This is a genomic window from Blastomonas sp. AAP25, from assembly GCF_001295965.1.
Classification (GTDB): Bacteria; Pseudomonadota; Alphaproteobacteria; order Sphingomonadales; family Sphingomonadaceae; genus Blastomonas; species Blastomonas fulva.
Map to the genome: position 1 here is coordinate 129016 of NZ_LJHP01000005.1, position 17156 is coordinate 146171.

Sequence of the window (17156 nt, forward strand, 5' to 3'; positions counted from 1 at the left end):
CGTTCTCACCATTTGTAAAACCGGTTATTCTGCAACGGGTTGAGGGCACACGCGCGATGGCGATCTTGCAGACATGGATGATGGTGGCTGCGCTGGGCGGTGCGGGAGAGGTTGCGCCCTCCGTCCCGCAGGTGATCGCGCTGTGCGAGGCCGCAGCGCCTGCCGCCGGTGCTGCCCTTGCGTTGCCAGAGCAGACCGACCGGGCCCGAACGCTGATGCGCGGCGGCGCGGATGGCGCGGATGCGGCGCTCGCGCTGCTGCTCGGCGTTGCGGCGGATCCTTCAACGCAGGCGGCCTCCGACACCCGGCAGATCGCGGAATATTGCCTCGTCGCGGGCGAGGCGATGCGCCGCGCGCGATCGGGCAGCCAGTCGCGCGCGCAGGATTTTCTGCGCACCGCGCTGATGCTGGCGGACCGGGCCGGCGACGCTCCGCTCGCCGCGCGCGCCGCGTGGGAGGCAGCGCTGGCCCAGGCCGGTGGCGCGCCGCCCAGCCAGCCGGGCGTGCGCAAGCGCGGCGACGCAATCCGGCGCGCGGGCGAGACACGGGCCGTGGCTGGATGCGGTAATCCTGCAGCAATTGGCGAGGCAGGCGGCCGCAGGCTGGAGGCCGCCTTTGCCTGTGCGCTCAACCGCGCCGAGCTGGCAGGCGATGCGCGGCTGACGGCGCTCTCCGCGCTGCGGCTGGCGCGGCTGGAAAAGGCGCGCAAGGCCGATGTTGCCGCGCATCTGGCGACGGGCCTCGGCTCGGCCGCCGGTATCGCGGACACATCCGAACGCGCTGCGCTGCTCCGCTCTCTGCTGATGCTGGCGTGCGATGCGGGGCTGTGCAACACCGATATGGTTCGTGAGAGCATACAATCATACGCCTATCTGGTACAGACAGGATTGGGTGATGCAGCCACGCTTGCCGCGCTGCAGGGGCGGATCGCGCTGGCACACGGCGAGGGTGCGGCAGCCCGTGCGGCGCTACGCAAGGCGGTGTTTCTCGAAAGCCAGCAGCCGCTGCCCCAGCATCTGCCACAATACACGCTCACCCTCGCCGATGCCGAGCCCGAACGCGCAGGCGAGCATGTGCTCGCCGCGTATCGGGCCCTAGAGCGGGTGCGCACCGTACTGATGCCGGTCGATCCCTTGAGCGAGGAAAGCCGGTTCGATCTGGTGGTGCGCCCGGTGTTCGAGCGCGCGATCGCCACCACGCTCGCATTCGCGGGGGATGACGCAAACACGCTGGGGCAGGCGCAGCGGATCGCAGAGGCCTATCGCTCGGCCGAACTGCAGAACAGCCTGGGCGCCGAATGCGTGCCGCTGCGCAATCCGGTGACGCCCGCCGATCTGCTGCCGGGCGAGATATTGCTCTATCCGCTGCTGCTCGAAGACCGGGTCGAGCTTATCTACGCTACCGGCGGTCAGAGCACGGGGGCGGGCGAGCGCCGCTATCGCCGGATGCCGCCCGATCGCAGCATCAACCGCGCCCAGATCACCGCGCTCGCGCAGCGGATGACGGCATCGCTGAGCGGCGAGAGCAGCGACTGGGAGGCGGCATCGCGCGCGCTTTATGCGGCGCTGATCGCTCCGATCGCAGACCAGTTGCAGGCTGGCGGCACGCTGGTGATCGTTCCCGATGGGGCGCTGCGCCAGATCAGCTTTGCCGCGCTGATGGATGCGAACGGCACCTTCCTGATGGAGCGGGTGCAGCTTGCGGTGGTTCCCGCGCTCAGCTTTGCCGCGCCCGGCAGGCGCGATGTCGACCCGTCGATCATCGCAGCCTCGCTGGAAAAGGAGATGGAGCTTGCCGTCGGGCGGTTCAGCAGGCTGGAGGGCACCGCGGCGGAGGCGGCGATGGCGGCGGGCAGCGACGGCGTGCTGCTCACCGATTTCAACCGCGCATCGCTTGCAGGCGCGCTGGCGCGGCGTCCGGCGAGCGTGCTGCATCTGGCCACGCATGCCGCGTTCAACGGCCGCACCGAACGCTCGTTCATCGTCGCCAATGGCGAGGCGATCACGCTGCCGGATCTGCGCGCGATGCTGAGCGCCAACCAGCTTCGCGGCGAAGCGCTGCAGCTGCTGGTGCTCAGCGCATGCGAGACCGCGGTGGGCGATGACGACCAGGCGATGGGGCTGGCAGGCGCAGCGGTCGAGGCGGGCGCGTCGAGCGCGCTGGCATCGCTGTGGGAGGTCGATGATGCGGGGACTGCGGCGCTGATGGAGGCGTTCTACAGGCATTATCGCGCGGGCGTCGGCCGCGCTCGTGCGCTGCAGATGGCGCAGGTCGATCTGGCGCGGGGGCTCGACGGGCAATGGGCCGATCCCGGCATCTGGAGCGCGTTCACTTTGGTGGGGAGCTGGCGATGAGGCGCTGGCTGATCGCTAGTGCGGCGCTGGCGCTCGCGGCGGGCGCGATGCCCGTGGCGGCGCAGGACGCGTTGACCGCGCAGACCGCGATCGCCCCCGATACGCTGCCCTCGCTCAGCACCGGCACAACCGCCACCACCGACGGCGCGACCACAACGATCGGCGGCGGGGTGCGCGCCGGCGACAACCTGTTCCACAGCTTTGCGCACTTCAGCCTTGGCCCGGGCGACATCGCACGCTGGAGCGCGAGCGATTCAGCTACCATCCGCAATGTCATCAACCGCGTCACCGGCGGCGAGCGCTCGTTCATCGGCGGGACGATCGATGCGAGCGCGATGCCGGGGGCGGATTTTTACTTCATCAACCCGGCGGGCATCGTCTTCGGCGATGGTGCGTTCGTCGATGTCGGCGGCACCGCGCATTTTTCGACCGCGCACCAGCTCGGTTTTGCAGACGGTACCGTGCTGGTATCAGGCACCGCATCGGGCTCGACCTTCAGCATGGCAGACCCTGCGCGCTTCGGTTTTCTGGGCGGAAACAACCAGCCGATCGCTTTCCTCGCCACCGGCGAACTGGGCGACGGGCTGGCGCGGGGGGTGGCGGCAGGCCGCCTGACGCTGAGCGCCAGCGACATCACATTTGCCAGCGCAAGCCTTGCCGCGAGCACGCTGGCGCTGCGCGCGGTGGGGCAGGGGCGGGGCAATGTCGGGATATCCGCAGCGCCCGACCAGGGCCTGCGCGGCGGACGCATCGATCTCGACGACAGCAGTATCTTCATCGACACCGGCGGCCATGTCGCGCTGGCCGCGGGCAGCCTAAGGCTCGACACCTTCAGCGAGATCGGGGTGACGACTAGCGCCAGCGAACGGCCCGCGATCGACGTGCGCGCCGACCTGGTCGATCTGGCGAGCGGCGAATTGCGCGTCAGCGGCGTGGCGGGGCTGGCCGAACGCGGCGGCGACATCTGGGTTCGCGCCAGCGAGCTGATCGTGCGCCGCCTAGGCGCGATCCGCACCGAATCGATGCTGGCAGGCGGCGGGGGCACGATCCTGCTCGACGGCGATCTGGTGCATATTGATGGCGGCAGCGTGACTGCGACCGGCCTGTCCGCACCCGGCCAGTCGGTAGGGGATATCGTCGTCCGGGCGCGGTTGCTGAAGATCAGCGAAATCGGCCTGCTGTCGACCACGCTGTTCCAGGCGACCGGCGACACCATGCCCACCGGCACCACGGGCAACATCGTTATCGATGCGGGCCGGATCGAGATCGACAGCACAGGGTTGATCCTCGCGCAGAGCCAGTCGAGCACCGCATCGGGGCCGGGCAGCATCACCATCCGCGCCGACACCATGGCAATTGGTCTGGGGCTGGTTTCCACCGGCACCGCCAGCTCCACCGCCGCCGGATCTATCGACATCACGGTACGCGGATTGCTCGACATGACCGGTTTCGGCGGGATCCAGTCGGTCAGCCAGGGGCTGGGCGATGCCGGTTCGATCACCATCCGCGCGGGCGCGATCCGGATGGTCGACGACATGGGGGGGCCATCGATCTCCTCACAGACCGAGTTGCCACGCGCGCAGGAATTCACTCGGCTGAGTGACTATACCGGCTCTGCGGGCCGCATATCGATCATGACGGACTCCCTCGAGATGATCGGTCGCAGCACGATCACGACCTCCAGCGCTAGCCTGGGCAATGCCGGAGACATCGCCATCACGGCCGGCAGGATATCGATGTCGGGCGAGGCGGAGATCACCTCTTCGGCCCAGGTGCTGCAGGTTCCGCCATCGCGCGAGGAATTCGAGGCCGATCCCGACCTCGATCCGGTGCTGAGGATCGTGCCGGGTCCGGGCAGGGCGGGGACCATCACGCTCGCCGTCGCCGACACGCTGACCATGACGGGCGGCACCATCTCCACCGCCACCGAGGGCTTTGGCGACGCGGGAGCCGTCACCGTTGCCGCCGATCGCATCCTGCTCGGCGCCGGGAGCCGGATCAGCTCGGATGCGGGCGGCCTTGCGCCCGGCCAGGCGGGCACCGTGGTGCTCATCGCGCGGCAGATCACGCTGGCCGACGGGGCGGAGGTCACCACCGGATCGGCCAATGCCACCACCGCCGGCGGCGTCGCGCTGGTGGCGGAAGACAGCATCACCATCACAGGTATGGGCAGCCGGGTGGCGAGCACCAACAGCGCAGCCGGCGGCGGCGCAGCGGGCAACATCATGGTTTCCGCGCCGCGTATCACTCTGGGGCCGGGCGGGCTGATCACCACCAGCTCGCTGGCTGGCGCGGCGGGACAGATCGACCTGCTATTGCCCTCAACAGGTCTCCTCAGGCTGGCGGGCGGAACGAACCCGGCGGCGATCGCCACGTCGTCGGGCCCCGGCACCGGCGGGCAGATCACGATCAGCCGCCCCTATGCGCTGATCGCGGATGGCGGGCGGATCGAGGCTTTGGGGCAGCAGCGCGGCGCGAACGTCCAGCTCGCAACCGATTTCTTCATCCGCTCGGCCGACAACAGCAATCTGTTGCTGGTCGATGGCGATCTGGTGGTCGACAGCCAGGTCGGCAATGTCAGCAGCGGCATCGACACCCCTGATATCAGCTTCGGCGATGCCGCAGGCGTGCTTGCGGGCCAGTGCCGCGCGGCGCGCAGCAGCGGATCGGTCAGCCGCCTTGCGATCGATGCCGTCGGCCCGCTGGCGCTGGAAGGTGCCGAGCCTGCCGCCGACGGAGGATGCCGTTGACCCTCGCGCTGGCGCTCGCGCTGCAGGCCGCGCAGCCTGTCGTACCGCCGTGCGATCCCGCAGCGGCAGCATCGGCCGCCGATGCGGGGATCGTCACCTTCTGCGCGGTCGAGGTGCATGCCGAGCCTGGCGCTATCGCCATTGCGACCACGGACAGCGATGGGCTCGACTTTGGCGGCTTTCAGGTCCGCTATCGCAAGGGCGACCGGCTCGACGGGCAGTGGGTGCGCGAGCAGGTAATCGCCAACGGGCTGATCGAAACCCCGGCGCCGCTCGACCGCATTGCCGCTGCCGTCCAGCAGATCAGCCTGGCCTATGTCCGCAACGGTTTTGTCAATTCGGGCGTGCTGATCGACCCTGCGACCGATTCGACCGGTGCATCGCCGCTGGTGCTGCGGCTGGTGGCGGGGCGGTTGGGTGAGGCGGGCGTGGCCGTGGAGTGGCAGGACGGACACCGGCGCGGACTGAGCGCGCGCTATGTGCTGGCGCGTATGCCCTCGGCGCGCGTCTGGCCGCTCAATGGCCTCGCCATCGAGCGCGATTTCCGCACGCTCGCCGCCGATGATGCGATCGCGACGGTGAAGGCCGATCTGCAGCCCGGCACCCGGCCCGGCGAGGCGCGATTGGCGCTGCTGGTCGATCCCGCCCCGCGCTTTGCGGTGCAGGCGAGCATCGCCAACAGCCGCTCGCCCGCGGTGGGGGGTCTGCGCTTCGGCACCGGGCTGGCGGTACGCAACGCGCTGATGCCCGGCGACCGGATCGCGTTAGATGCCGGGCTCACCGCCGGACGCCCCGATCTGCTGGCGGACTATTCCGCACCGTTCGTCCACCCTGCGCTCACGCTCGACGTGCGCGGCGGGTACAACCGCGCCGCGGTGGTCGATGCGCCGCTTCGCAACCTCAACATTCGCGCGCGCGACTGGTTTGTCGAAGCCGGCTTCGGGCTCACCGTGTGGCAGCGTCCGCTGTCGCCCGCCTCGATCGATGGCGGCGCGGAAACCAGCGCGCAGTCGCTGGTGCTGCGCGCGGGGCTGATCCACCGCGAGACCCGCACCTTCCTGCTTGGCCAGCCCTTTTCGTTCAGCCCCGGATCGGTGCGCGGTCTTGCGGAATACACCGCGCTGCGGCTGGGCGCGGAATGGACCCGGCGCAGCTCGGGCACCGTGTGGATCGCGCAGGCCCGCTTCACCCGGGGGATCGAGGGCAGCCGATCGGACGTCGTCGGCATCGTTGCTCCATCGCCAAGGTTTCGCAGCTGGTCGGGCCAGATCAGCCACGCCCGCCGTCTGGGCCGCAGCGGGTTCGAGCTGCGCGCGCGGCTCGCCGGGCAATATGGCGAAGGTGCGCTCTATGCCGGCGAGCGCTTCGTCGCTGGCGGCAGCCAGAGCGTGCGCGGTTATCGCGAGAGCCTGCTGCTCGCCGACCGGGGGTTAACCGGATCGGTGGAGCTGGCGAGGCCACTGATGCTGGGCTCGGGCGCGAGGGGTCCGCTGGGGCTGCGCTGGGGCAGCTTCACGCCCTCGATCTTTGCCGATGGCGCGCTGGCGCGCAATTCCGATGCCGCATTCCAGCCGGTTCCGCGCGAGCTCGCCAGCATCGGCGCCGCGCTCGCCTGGACCCCGGCGCCCTCGCTGACCGCGCGCGTAATCTATGGCCATGCGCTGATCGATGCGCCGGTCACTGGCAGCCGCGACATCCAGGACGATGGCCTGTCCTTTGCGCTCGCCTGGAACCTTGAGTTTTAGGGACCGGCGGCTTGACCTTGGCCTGCGGACCATTACCAGAGCGAGCCATGAAATTCTTTTCCGACAATGCCGCTGCGGTCCACCCGCAGGTGATGGACGCGATCATCGCTGCCAACCAGCTCGATTCGCCTTATGATGGCGACGCGCTCAGCCAGGCGCTCGACGACCGGTTCAGCCAGGTCTTCGGCACCCGCGTGCGCGCGCTCTGGGTTGCCACCGGCACCGCGGCCAACGCGCTCGCGCTGTCGGCGCTCTGCCCGCCGCACAAGGGCGTGATCTGCCACAAGATGGCGCATATCGAGCAGGACGAATGCGGCGCGCCCGGCTTCTTCATGCACGGTGCCAAGCTGATCCTGGCCGATGGCGAGGGAGCGAAGCTCGCGTCCGAAGACATTGCGCGGGTGCTGGGCAACATCCGCGACGATGTGCACCAGGTGCAGCCCGCCTGCGTCTCGATCACCAATGCCAGCGAATATGGCCTCGTCTACACGCCCAAGCAGGTCTCCGCGATCGGCGATCTGTGCAAGGCCAAGGGCCTCAAGCTGCACATGGACGGCGCGCGTTTTGCCAATGCGGTGGCCAGCACCGGCGCGCACCCTGCGGACATCACCTGGCGCGCAGGCGTCGACATGCTGAGCTTCGGCTGCGTCAAGAACGGCGGCATGAACGCCGAAGCGATCATCGTGTTCGAGCCGACACTGGCGCGCGAGCTGCCTTATTTGCGCAAGCGCGCAGGGCAGTTGCAGTCCAAGGGGCGGTTCCTCGCCGCGCAGTTGCTGGCGATGCTCGAGGACGATCTGTGGCTCGCCAACGCGGCTGCCGCCAATGCCGGCGCGCAGGCGATCGCGCAGGCCGCCGGCGACAGGTTGCTCTATCCGGTTGAGGCCAACGAGGTGTTCGTCCGGCTCACCGCTGGCGAGGCCGCGTCGCTGCGCACGCAGGGGTTTGAATTCTACGATTGGGGCGAGATGACCGAGGAGGGCGGCGAGGCCCGCTTGGTCACCGCCTGGGATCAGGACGCCGCTACCGTCGCGCCGCTCGCCGCCGCCATCGCTGCCCTGTAATGGCGAGCCCTGCCGCCGCCGCGCCCGAGATACGCGAAGAACCCTCGATGCTGTCGGCGCGTGTGCTGGTGCCGTTCCTGCTGGTGTCGCTGATTTGGGGATCGACCTGGCTGGTGATCAAGGACCAGATTTCCAGCGTTCCGCCGACCTGGTCGGTCAGCTACCGCTTCGGGGTGGCGGCGATCGGCATGTTCGCGCTCGCCTGGTGGCGCGGCGCGCCGCTCAAGCTCGACCGGCAGGGGCAGCTGATCGCGCTGGCGCTGGGGCTGTTCCAGTTCTCGGCCAATTTCAACTTCGTCTACCGATCCGAGATGTATATCACCTCAGGGCTGCTCGCGGTGCTGTTTGCGATGCTGATGGTGCCCAACGCGATTTTGTCGCGGGTGTTCCTGGGGCAGCGGATCGCGGGCGGATTCGTGCTCGGCACCGCGGTGGCGCTGGCGGGGATCGCGCTGCTCTTCGTGCAGGAATATCGCGCGATGCCCGCGGACCTTGGCGATGTCATGAAGGGGCTGGGCCTTGCGCTGTGCGCGATCCTGTCGGCCTCGATCGCCAATGTCATGCAATCGGCCGAGCGGGTGCGGCGCATGCCGATCCTCTCGCTGCTCGCCTGGGCGATGCTCTGGGGCGCGCTGGGCAATGCGGTGCTGGGCTGGGCGCTGTACGGCCCGCCTGTGATCGAGACCCGCACCGCGTATCTGGGCGGGATCGTCTATCTGGGGCTGCTGGGCTCGGTGGTGACCTTCCCGATGTATTTCGCGCTGATCCGCGACATCGGCCCGGCCCGCGCCGCGTATAGCAGCGTGCTGGTTCCGGTGGTGGCGATGATCCTCTCCACCCTGTTTGAAGGCTATGTCTGGAGCGCGCTGGCCGCTGGCGGCGCGGTGCTGGGCATGATCGGCCTGGTCATCGCGATGCGCGCGAGAAGCCCCAGGACGCCACGGCTGACCGGGTAGATCCGCGCGCGACATTGCCGCTGCCGAAAAGACCAGCGGCGCGGATGGGCGGGCCCACCCGTCGGCCCGCAGCTGTTTCGGCGGATCCTTGGTTGTCAGATCGATCGCCCGGCCTATCTTCTTGATGGACTGCCTTACAGGAGAACCCGACGACGAAAGACCACCAGACTGCCATGGCCTGCCCGCTCGACGGCACCACGCTGGTCATGAGCGAACGTTCGGGTATCGAGATCGACTATTGCCCGACCTGCCGCGGTGTATGGCTTGATCGTGGCGAGCTCGACAAGATCATCGAACGCAGTGCTCAGATTGCCCCTGTTGCCCCGCAACCAGCCCGCGCCGACCCTTATGCCCAACGCCAGCATCCCGGCAGCCACCACGGCAGCTCGCCTTATCCTGATCGTAAGCGCAAGAAATCGTTCTTCGAGGAATTGTTCGACTGAGGCGAACAGACGTAAAGTTGCCCGTCGCGCGGTTATCCCGATCGACGTGACCATCTGTTCCAGAGGACCGGAAAGATGGTGGGCGCGGCAGGGATTGAACCTGCGACCCCACCCGTGTGAAGGGTGTGCTCTACCACTGAGCTACGCGCCCGCCTGCGGCTCTGCCGGTTGCGGCGGCCAGTGCGGAGCGCCCCATTGCCAGAAGCGATGTCGCTTGGCAAGGGGGCGAAGAGATCACGAAATCGCGCGCAGTGCGGTCACATTGGTAGCATCGGATGACGCTGCCTGATGGACGGCAAGCCCCTCGAACAATGTGTCGATGACAATCCGCAAATTGTCCGGGGTTGCGATTCGGATCATGTCCATCATCACCGTCGGGTTGCAGAACGGCTGGACCATCAGGTTGGTCAGCGACACGACATGGTCGAGATCGTAGCCCGGGAAATAGCCTTCGGCCATCGCTTCGCCCAGGATCATTGCCATATAATGGTCGGCCAGGTCGACATAGCCGCGGATGACCTCCCAGTGCTCTTCGCCCAGATCCATGTTCGCCTTGAACAGCGCCGGGTCCGCTTCAAACCGCGCGCGCTTGACCGCGACGCGGCGGGCAAAGAACTGGAACAGCTTTTCGCGCGGCGGCAGGTCCGATGCCACGACCTCTTCCATGATCTGGTTGAGCTCCTCGAACCAGCGCCCGGCGATCGCTTCGAAGAACGCCTCCTTCGAGGGGAAATAGCGATAGAAGCTGGATTGCGACATCCCGCAGGCCGCGGCGACCTCGCTCAGCGACAGGTTGATCGCGCCGCGCGCGCGCACCATGTCCTCGGCCGCATCCATGAGCTGGGCGCGGATGGCATCATGGTCATTGAGGGGGCGAGACATGGAATCAGCCTGACTGACTTATGGGGATAAGGCGGTTATACGATAAAATTCCAAGATTATCAAATGTTGCTTTATGCCGCGAAAAGGTCAGGCAAGCGCCGCGCGTTGCCATTGCGGCAGGTCGAGCGCGGCAAGATCCTCGGTCCGGCGGTGCTCGACCGACAGTCCCAGGTCCTCGTACACCATCTTCTGGCGCTTGGGGTCGGCCGCTGCGATCGGCAGCACGACGATCCGGCGGTTGACCTTCTGACGCCAGTTCATCCGGGCGGTGTTTTCCTGGCCGACATAGCAACCCTTGTCGAAGCTCACCCCGTTGAGTTCCACCGCATTGGTCTCCAGCCACAGGATATCGCCCAGCTCGCCTGCGCCTTCGGCAACGCCGAGCGCCAGCCGGTGCGCGCGCCAGCGTTCGTCCGCGCCTGTGTCACCCGACTCCGGGGCCAGCCAGCGCCAGCCCAGCGCGGCAAGCCTGGGGTCGGGGCTGGCGCCCTCGACCGGCTCGGGCGACCAGTGGACGCACAAGGTTTCTTCCCGGGCGATAGAAATCCTGCGACGCAGGCGATAGAGAGTGAGCCGTTTTGCAAGGTCCCCTGCCGCATCGCGCGCACAATCGATCAATACATCTGCCCCGTCATCCCACAGCATAAAGTCGAACAGCGTCTTGCCCTGGGCGCTCAAAAGCGCGCCATATTGCGGGTTTCCGGGCAACACCCGCCGCATGTCCTGCGTCACCAGCCCCTGCAGAAAGCCGCGCACGTCTTCGGCCGGGGCGGTGGGGGAGAGGCGGACGAGCGCGCGCTGGGTCAATGTGCTATGGCTGGACATAGACAACTACATGCGTATCAACCGCAACTAATCAAGCGGAGACGGACATGACGGGAAGCTTCGACCTTATCATCAAGAACGGCACGGTGTACCTGCCCGGTGGCCCGGTGGCGGCGGACATCGGCGTCATCGGTGGCAAGATCGCCGCGATCGGGGCGTTCGCTGCCGATGCCGGCGAGGTCATCGACTGCACCGGCCTGCACGTTCTGCCCGGGGTGATCGACAGCCAGGTCCATTTCCGCGAGCCGGGGCTGGAGCACAAGGAAGACCTCGAATCGGGCAGCCGCGCCGCCGTCATGGGCGGGGTCACGGCGGTGTTCGAGATGCCCAATACCAAGCCCAACACCGATACCGCCGAACGGGTCGCCGACAAGCTGGCGCGCGCGCACCACCGGATGTGGTGCGACCATGCGTTCTATGTCGGTGCAACCAGCGCCAACGCACCGATGCTCGCCGAGCTGGAGCGGATCCCCGGCACGGCGGGGGTCAAGATCTTCATGGGTGCGTCGACCGGCGATCTGCTGGTGGCGGACGATGGCGCGCTTGCGAGCGTGCTCGCGAGCGGCAAGCGCCGCGTCGCGATCCATGCCGAGGACGAGTTCCGGATGAACGAGCGCGCCGGTTACCGCGTCACCGGCGACCCTTCGTCGCACCCGGTTTGGCGCGACGACGAAAGCGCGATGCTGGCGACAAAGCGCATCCTGAAGCTGGCGCGCGCGGCGAAGCGGCGGATTCATATCCTGCACATCACCACCCCGGCGGAGCTCGAACTGATTGCGCAGCACAAGGACATCGCCACCTGCGAGCTGACCCCGCAGCATCTGACGCTTGCGGGGGAAGAGGCCTATCCGCGGCTTGGCACCTATGCGCAGATGAACCCGCCGATCCGCAGCGGCGCGCACCGCGACGGGCTGTGGAACTGGCTGGCGCAGGGCGTTCCCGATGTCATCGGATCGGACCACGCTCCGCACACCATCGAGGAAAAGGCCAAGACCTATCCCGACACGCCCAGCGGCATGCCCGGGGTGCAGACGCTGCTGCCGCTGCTGCTCGATCACATCCACCATGGGCGGCTGTCGATGCAGCGGCTGATCGATCTGACGTCTGCGGGCGCGCAGCGGATCTTCGGGCTGGTCGGCAAGGGACGGATCGCGGCGGGTTATGATGCCGATTTCACCATCGTCGATCTCAAGAAAAAGTGGACGGTGACCGAGGACTGGCTGCAATCGCGCTGCGGCTGGAGCCCGTTCACCGGCATGGAGCTCACCGGCAAGCCGATCGGAACGGTCATCCGTGGCAACCGGGTGATGTGGGAAGACACGCTGGCCGACAGCGCAATCGGCGAGCCGGTGCGGTTCGAGGCGACCGAGTTCTGATATCGCCGCCGGTCACCCTCACCCTTCCGGCGCTTCGCGCCTCCTTCCCTCTCCCACCGGGAGAGGGAAGGGTGAGGGTGACCAGCAGGCCTACTCCACCCCGGTGCTCAGCCCGAGCTCCGGGATCCCCACCGATCGCCGCCCGCCGAAATCGGCGCGCACGACGATGACGCCCTGCTTTTCCATGTAATCGATCAGCCGCCGGATGCGCCCCGGCGAGCTGGTGCCATAAGCGCGGCCCAGGGCGGCATCGTCGGGACAGGGCTGGCCTTCCATCGCGGCGCGGGCGATCAGCAGGAAGGGGGCGTACATGTCCTGCGGAAGCCGCGCGGCGGCATCGATCGCGGGTGCCCAGGCGGGGTCGGCAGGATCGAATACTCCGCCACGTGCCAGCGCCAGCCGATGGCGGAAGCCTTCCAGATCGAGCGGCGCGCGCACCAGCCGCTGCATCCGGCAGCGCACCGAGAAATCCTGATAGAGCAGCGCATCGGGCTGGGTGGAGGCGCTGGCCTCGGCGAGCATATCGCGCAGGACCGCCACAATCACCGCCTCGCTGTCGATCGCGTCAGCGGCGTCCTCGGCTTCCTGGCGCGCGGTGAAGATCGCAGGCTGGGTCGTCGGCTCGGGTTCGGCGATCGCGCGGATCAGCTCGTCGGCCGCGATCGGTCGCGGGCGGGCCGGGCGGGCGGGGGGCAGGGCGTCGCCTTCCATCTCGGCAAACAGCATCGTGCGCATATCCTGCGGCTCGGCCTCGGGCATCGGCAGCAGCGTGTGGGTGCCGGTGCGCGAGACGGTCTGAGTTGCACCGATGCGGATCGCCACCGGGCGGCGCGAGATCGCAGGACCCAGCCCCAGGAAGCAACCGCGCTGCAGGTCGCGGATGCGCTCAGCCTGGCGGCGTTCCATCCCAAGCAGATCGGCGGCGCGCGCCATGTCGATGTCGAGAAAGGTCCGCCCCATCAGGAAGTTGCTGGCTTCGGCGGCCACGTTCTTGGCGAGCTTGGCGAGACGCTGGGTGGCGATGGCGCCGGCGAGGCCGCGCTTGCGGCCGCGGCACATGAGGTTGGTCATTGCGCTGAGGCTGGCGCGGCGCACCGGATCGGGGACATCGCCCGCGACCGAAGGCGCGAACATCTGCGCTTCGTCGACCACCACCAGCGCCGGATACCAGTGCTCGCGGGGGGCATCGAACAATGCGTTCAGGAACGCGGCGGCGCAGGTCATCTGCGCTTCGAGCTCGAGCTGTTCGAGGTTGAGGATCACCGAGGCGCGGTGTTCGCGGATTCGCGCGCCGATCCGCGCAATCTCGCGCTCGTTATAGTCGCCCGCATCGATTACGACATGGCTGTAGGCGTCGGCCAGGGTGACGAAATCGCCCTCGGGATCGATGATCACCTGCTGGACCAGCCCTGCGCTTTCCTCGAGCAGCCGGCGCAGCAGATGCGATTTGCCCGAGCCCGAATTGCCCTGCACCAGCAGCCGTGTCGCCAGCAGCTCTTCCATGTCGATGCAGACAGGCTGTCCTGTCTCATCCCGGCCAATGTCGATCGATGCGCCCACGCCTGCGGCCCTATCGCCATGCCCGACGAGTTGCAACTGCACCGGCAAGCTGGCTGGGGATAGCCGGGCCGCCTTGCGGCTTTGGCGCGCTGCCCGGAACGACAAAGCCCCGCCGGTGAGGGCGGGGCTTTGCGTGAAATCCCAAGGGAACGGGCAGATTAGCCGTTCAGCTTGTCCTTCACCGCCTTTGCGGGGGTGAAGCCGAGCTTCTTGGATGCCTTGATGGTGATGGTCGCGCCGGTGCCGGGGTTGCGGCCTTCACGTTCCGGGGTCGACTTCACCTTGAACTTGCCAAAGCCGTTGATCGAGATTTCTTCGCCGGCAGCAGCTGCATCGGCGATGGCGGCGAACACGCCGTCAACCAGCTTGCGCGCGTCAGCCTTGGTGACGTTGTGGTCGGTGGCAATCTTCTCTGCAAGGTCAGCATTATTCATGGGTAACGTCCTTCTGATTGGATTCGGTGGCGGGGGTTTAGCGACAGATTTGCGGCTCGTCACGGGTATTGCGGGCAATTTCCTCCAAAATGACGACGATTGGTCGTAACTGAGAACTAATATCAATTACAGTGATCGATTTTCTCGATCAAGCTGTGCGATAAAATCACATGGAATAATGCCAAACCTGCCCGTAATCCTTGGGCTTCAGGCCAAAAACCAAGCTGAGGATGAACCATGGAACTCAAGGGATCGAAGACCGAACAGAGCCTCAAGGATGCGTTCGCCGGTGAAAGCCAGGCCAACCGCCGTTACCTGTATTTCGCCCAGAAGGCCGATATCGAAGGCCATAACGACGTCGCAGCGGTGTTCCGTTCGACCGCTGAAGGCGAAACCGGCCATGCGCATGGCCATCTCGAATTTCTCGAAGAGTGCGGCGATCCTGCCACGGGCGAGCCGATCGGCAGCACCGTCGACAATCTGAAGTCGGCGATCGCGGGTGAAACCCACGAATATACCGATATGTATCCGGGCATGGCCAAGACCGCCCGCGACGAAGGTTTCGACGAGATCGCAGACTGGTTCGAAACGCTCGCCAAGGCGGAAAAGAGCCATGCCGGCAAGTTCCAGAAGACGCTCGACGCGCTGCTGGCCGAAGCCTGAGTTTCAGTTGAACGACAACTCGGCCTGTCCGCTGCGTTCCGGCGCGGTGGGCAGGCCATTTTTCTTGAAGCGCATTCGTCTCCTGCACGGAGGTGAACGTGCCGGGTCGTGCCCTTATGAGGATGAGTGATGGCATCAGGCTATAAGGAAGGCAGTCTGGACGCGCCGACGCGGCATGCTTTGCCGTGGCGCGAGGAGAGCTGGTACGACGAGGCCGCGCTTGATGCCGAGATGCGCCGGGTGTTCGACATCTGCCATGGCTGCCGCCGGTGCTTCAACCTGTGCGACAGCTTCCCCAAATTGTTCGACATGATCGACGAGAGCCCCAATGAAGAGGTCGAGGATCTCGACGCGGGGCAGATCGGCCAGGTCGTCGATGCCTGCACGTTGTGCGACATGTGCTTCATGGTCAAATGCCCCTATGTGCCGCCGCACGAGTTCGACCTGGATTTCCCGCACCTGATGCTGCGCTATCGCGCGGTCGAGCATCGCAAGGGGCAAACCTCGAAAGCCGACAGCCTGCTCGCCGAGACCGACCGCAACGGCAAACTGGGCAGCGTCTTTTCCGATGTCGCCAACTGGGCGACCGATGGCGGCAACACCACGACACGCGGCATCATGCAATCGATGCTGGGGATCGATGCTCGCGCGCATCTGCCCGCATTTGCCGACATTCCGTTCACCAACCGCGCACCCGCTTTGGTGCGCGCGCCCAATCCCGATGCCCCCGGCTTCGGCCGCCGCGTCGCGCTGTATGCGAGCTGCTACGACCAGTTCAACGACCAGACCCCGGGTGAGGCCGCGGTCAAGGTGCTGGCGCATAATGGGGTGGAGGTGCGTATCGAGCATCCCGAATGCTGCGGCATGCCCAAGCTCGAGAACGGCGATATCCCCGCTGTCGCCAGCGCCGCCGCACGCGTCGCCGCGCATTTCGCGCAGCTGATCGATCAGGGCTATGACGTCGTCGCGATCACCGCGAGCTGCGCGCTGATGATGAAGTTCGAATGGCCGCTGATCGAGCCGGACAATGCCGACATCGCCAAGCTGTCGGCGGCCACCCACGACATCAGCGAATATATCGTCAAGCTCTCCAAAACCGCCGGCCTGACCCCTGTCGAGGCGATGGATGCCAGCATCGGCGTGCACTTCGCCTGCCATTCGCGCGCGCAGAACATGGGCCCCAAGGCGATGGAGATGCTCAAGCTCATCCCTGAAGCCAGGCCCGTGATGACCGAACGCTGCTCGGGCCATGGCGGCAAATGGGGCATCTACTCCCAGAATTTCGACACCGCGGTGAAGCTGGCGCGGCCCACGGTGCGCGCGCTGGAAAAGACCTCGCCCGACTATATGGTCAGCGAATGCCCGCTCGCCGGGGAGCATCTCAAGCAGACGATGGAGATGGGCGGCTCCAAGAAGGTGCCAGAGCGGATCGGCCATCCCGTCGAGCTGATGGCCAAGGCCTACGGACTTTAAACCACATGGAAACAATCATGCCCAAGGATCGCCGTTCCATCACCCGTGACGACATCATGGATCTTGCCGACTATGAGCTGATCCGCAAGGACAAGCGCCAGGAGAGCATCCTTGCCAAGAAGTACTCGCGGCTGGCCATCGGCCCGCACGCGATGATTACCTTCGAGAGCTGGGACAGCATGTGGCTGCAGATCCAGGAGATGCTGCGCATCGAAAAGGGCGGCGATGAGCAGCTCGCCGACGAACTGGCTGCGTACAACCCGATGGTCCCCAATGGCAGCGAGCTGACCGCGACCTTGATGTTCGAGATCGAGAATCCCGAGCGGCGCGATGCGTTCCTGCGGACGATCGGCGGGGTGGAGAGCCACATCTTCCTGACCATCGGTAATGTGCGGATCGCCGCGAGCCCCGAACAGGATGTCGAGCGGACGAGCGCGTCGGGCAAGGCGAGCGCGGTGCACTTCCTGCACTTCGCGATGGACGACGCTGCGCTTGCCGCATGGCATGATGCAGGCAATGTCGCGATGGTGCAGATCACCCATCCCGCCTACGGCCATGCCGCGCTGATCGGCGCGGAAACCCGCAATTACCTCACCCGCGCCTGCCTCTAGAATAAGCGGCGGCGGCGACG

General features: G+C 66.6%; 14 protein-coding genes and 1 tRNA gene. 10 read left to right on the forward strand and 5 right to left on the reverse strand.

The window, feature by feature from the left end; genetic code table 11:
* Positions 1–56: 56 nt before the first annotated feature.
* The 6 genes from IP68_RS05325 to IP68_RS05350 all read left to right on the forward strand — a co-directional run bounded on the left by IP68_RS05325 (position 57) and on the right by IP68_RS05350 (position 9312).
* Positions 57–2354 (forward strand): CHAT domain-containing protein, encoded by a 2298-nt coding sequence (locus IP68_RS05325; protein ID WP_054133939.1) that lies wholly within the window; start codon positions 57–59, stop codon positions 2352–2354.
* Positions 2351–5104, forward strand: coding sequence for a filamentous hemagglutinin N-terminal domain-containing protein (locus IP68_RS05330; RefSeq protein WP_054133940.1), 2754 nt, complete (start codon positions 2351–2353; stop codon positions 5102–5104). Before IP68_RS05325 ends, IP68_RS05330 begins: the two co-directional genes overlap by 4 nt.
* Positions 5101–6849: a ShlB/FhaC/HecB family hemolysin secretion/activation protein gene (locus tag IP68_RS05335; protein ID WP_156317955.1), complete on the forward strand. Its 1749-nt coding sequence runs from the start codon at positions 5101–5103 to the stop codon at positions 6847–6849. Before IP68_RS05330 ends, IP68_RS05335 begins: the two co-directional genes overlap by 4 nt.
* Before the next feature lie 47 nt (positions 6850–6896).
* Positions 6897–7913 (forward strand): low specificity L-threonine aldolase, encoded by a 1017-nt coding sequence (locus IP68_RS05340; protein ID WP_054133942.1) that lies wholly within the window; start codon positions 6897–6899, stop codon positions 7911–7913.
* A complete protein-coding gene (locus IP68_RS05345; protein WP_082382151.1) occupies positions 7913–8869 on the forward strand; it encodes a DMT family transporter in 957 nt (318 codons plus the stop codon). Before IP68_RS05340 ends, IP68_RS05345 begins: the two co-directional genes overlap by 1 nt.
* Before the next feature lie 173 nt (positions 8870–9042).
* Positions 9043–9312 carry a zf-TFIIB domain-containing protein gene (locus IP68_RS05350; RefSeq protein WP_054133943.1) on the forward strand — a complete coding sequence of 90 codons (270 nt, stop codon included), beginning with the start codon at positions 9043–9045 and terminating at the stop codon, positions 9310–9312.
* Between the two features lie 76 nt (positions 9313–9388).
* Here IP68_RS05350 and IP68_RS05355 read toward each other — a convergent pair.
* The 3 genes from IP68_RS05355 to IP68_RS05365 form a co-directional block, all read right to left on the reverse strand.
* Positions 9389–9463: transfer RNA gene (locus IP68_RS05355), tRNA-Val, on the reverse strand.
* A gap of 83 nt (positions 9464–9546) precedes the next feature.
* Positions 9547–10194: a TetR/AcrR family transcriptional regulator gene (locus tag IP68_RS05360; protein ID WP_054133944.1), complete on the reverse strand. Its 648-nt coding sequence runs from the start codon at positions 10192–10194 to the stop codon at positions 9547–9549.
* Positions 10195–10281: 87 nt separating this feature from the next.
* Entirely contained in the window at positions 10282–11019 is a 738-nt protein-coding gene (locus IP68_RS05365) for a folate-binding protein YgfZ (RefSeq protein ID WP_054133945.1), read from the reverse strand.
* A gap of 47 nt (positions 11020–11066) precedes the next feature.
* Between IP68_RS05365 and IP68_RS05370 the strand changes: the two genes are divergently transcribed.
* Complete coding sequence (locus IP68_RS05370; protein ID WP_054133946.1) at positions 11067–12395, forward strand: dihydroorotase; 1329 nt, start codon at positions 11067–11069, stop codon at positions 12393–12395.
* 90 nt (positions 12396–12485) lie between these two features.
* Here IP68_RS05370 and IP68_RS05375 read toward each other — a convergent pair whose 3' ends face one another.
* Complete coding sequence (locus IP68_RS05375; protein ID WP_054133947.1) at positions 12486–13955, reverse strand: ATP-binding protein; 1470 nt, start codon at positions 13953–13955, stop codon at positions 12486–12488.
* Between the two features lie 158 nt (positions 13956–14113).
* Positions 14114–14389, reverse strand: coding sequence for an HU family DNA-binding protein (locus IP68_RS05380; protein WP_054133948.1), 276 nt, complete (start codon positions 14387–14389; stop codon positions 14114–14116).
* A 237-nt stretch (positions 14390–14626) separates the two neighbouring features.
* Here IP68_RS05380 and IP68_RS05385 point away from each other — a divergent pair, with 237 nt between their 5' ends.
* The 3 genes from IP68_RS05385 to IP68_RS05395 all read left to right on the forward strand — a co-directional run bounded on the left by IP68_RS05385 (position 14627) and on the right by IP68_RS05395 (position 17136).
* Positions 14627–15052, forward strand: a complete 426-nt coding sequence (locus IP68_RS05385) for a rubrerythrin family protein (RefSeq protein ID WP_054133949.1) — start codon at positions 14627–14629, stop codon at positions 15050–15052.
* A 129-nt stretch (positions 15053–15181) separates the two neighbouring features.
* Positions 15182–16525: a heterodisulfide reductase-related iron-sulfur binding cluster gene (locus IP68_RS05390; protein WP_054133950.1), complete on the forward strand. Its 1344-nt coding sequence runs from the start codon at positions 15182–15184 to the stop codon at positions 16523–16525.
* A 17-nt stretch (positions 16526–16542) separates the two neighbouring features.
* A complete protein-coding gene (locus IP68_RS05395; RefSeq protein WP_054134328.1) occupies positions 16543–17136 on the forward strand; it encodes a DUF3501 family protein in 594 nt (197 codons plus the stop codon).
* Positions 17137–17156 lie beyond the last annotated feature (20 nt).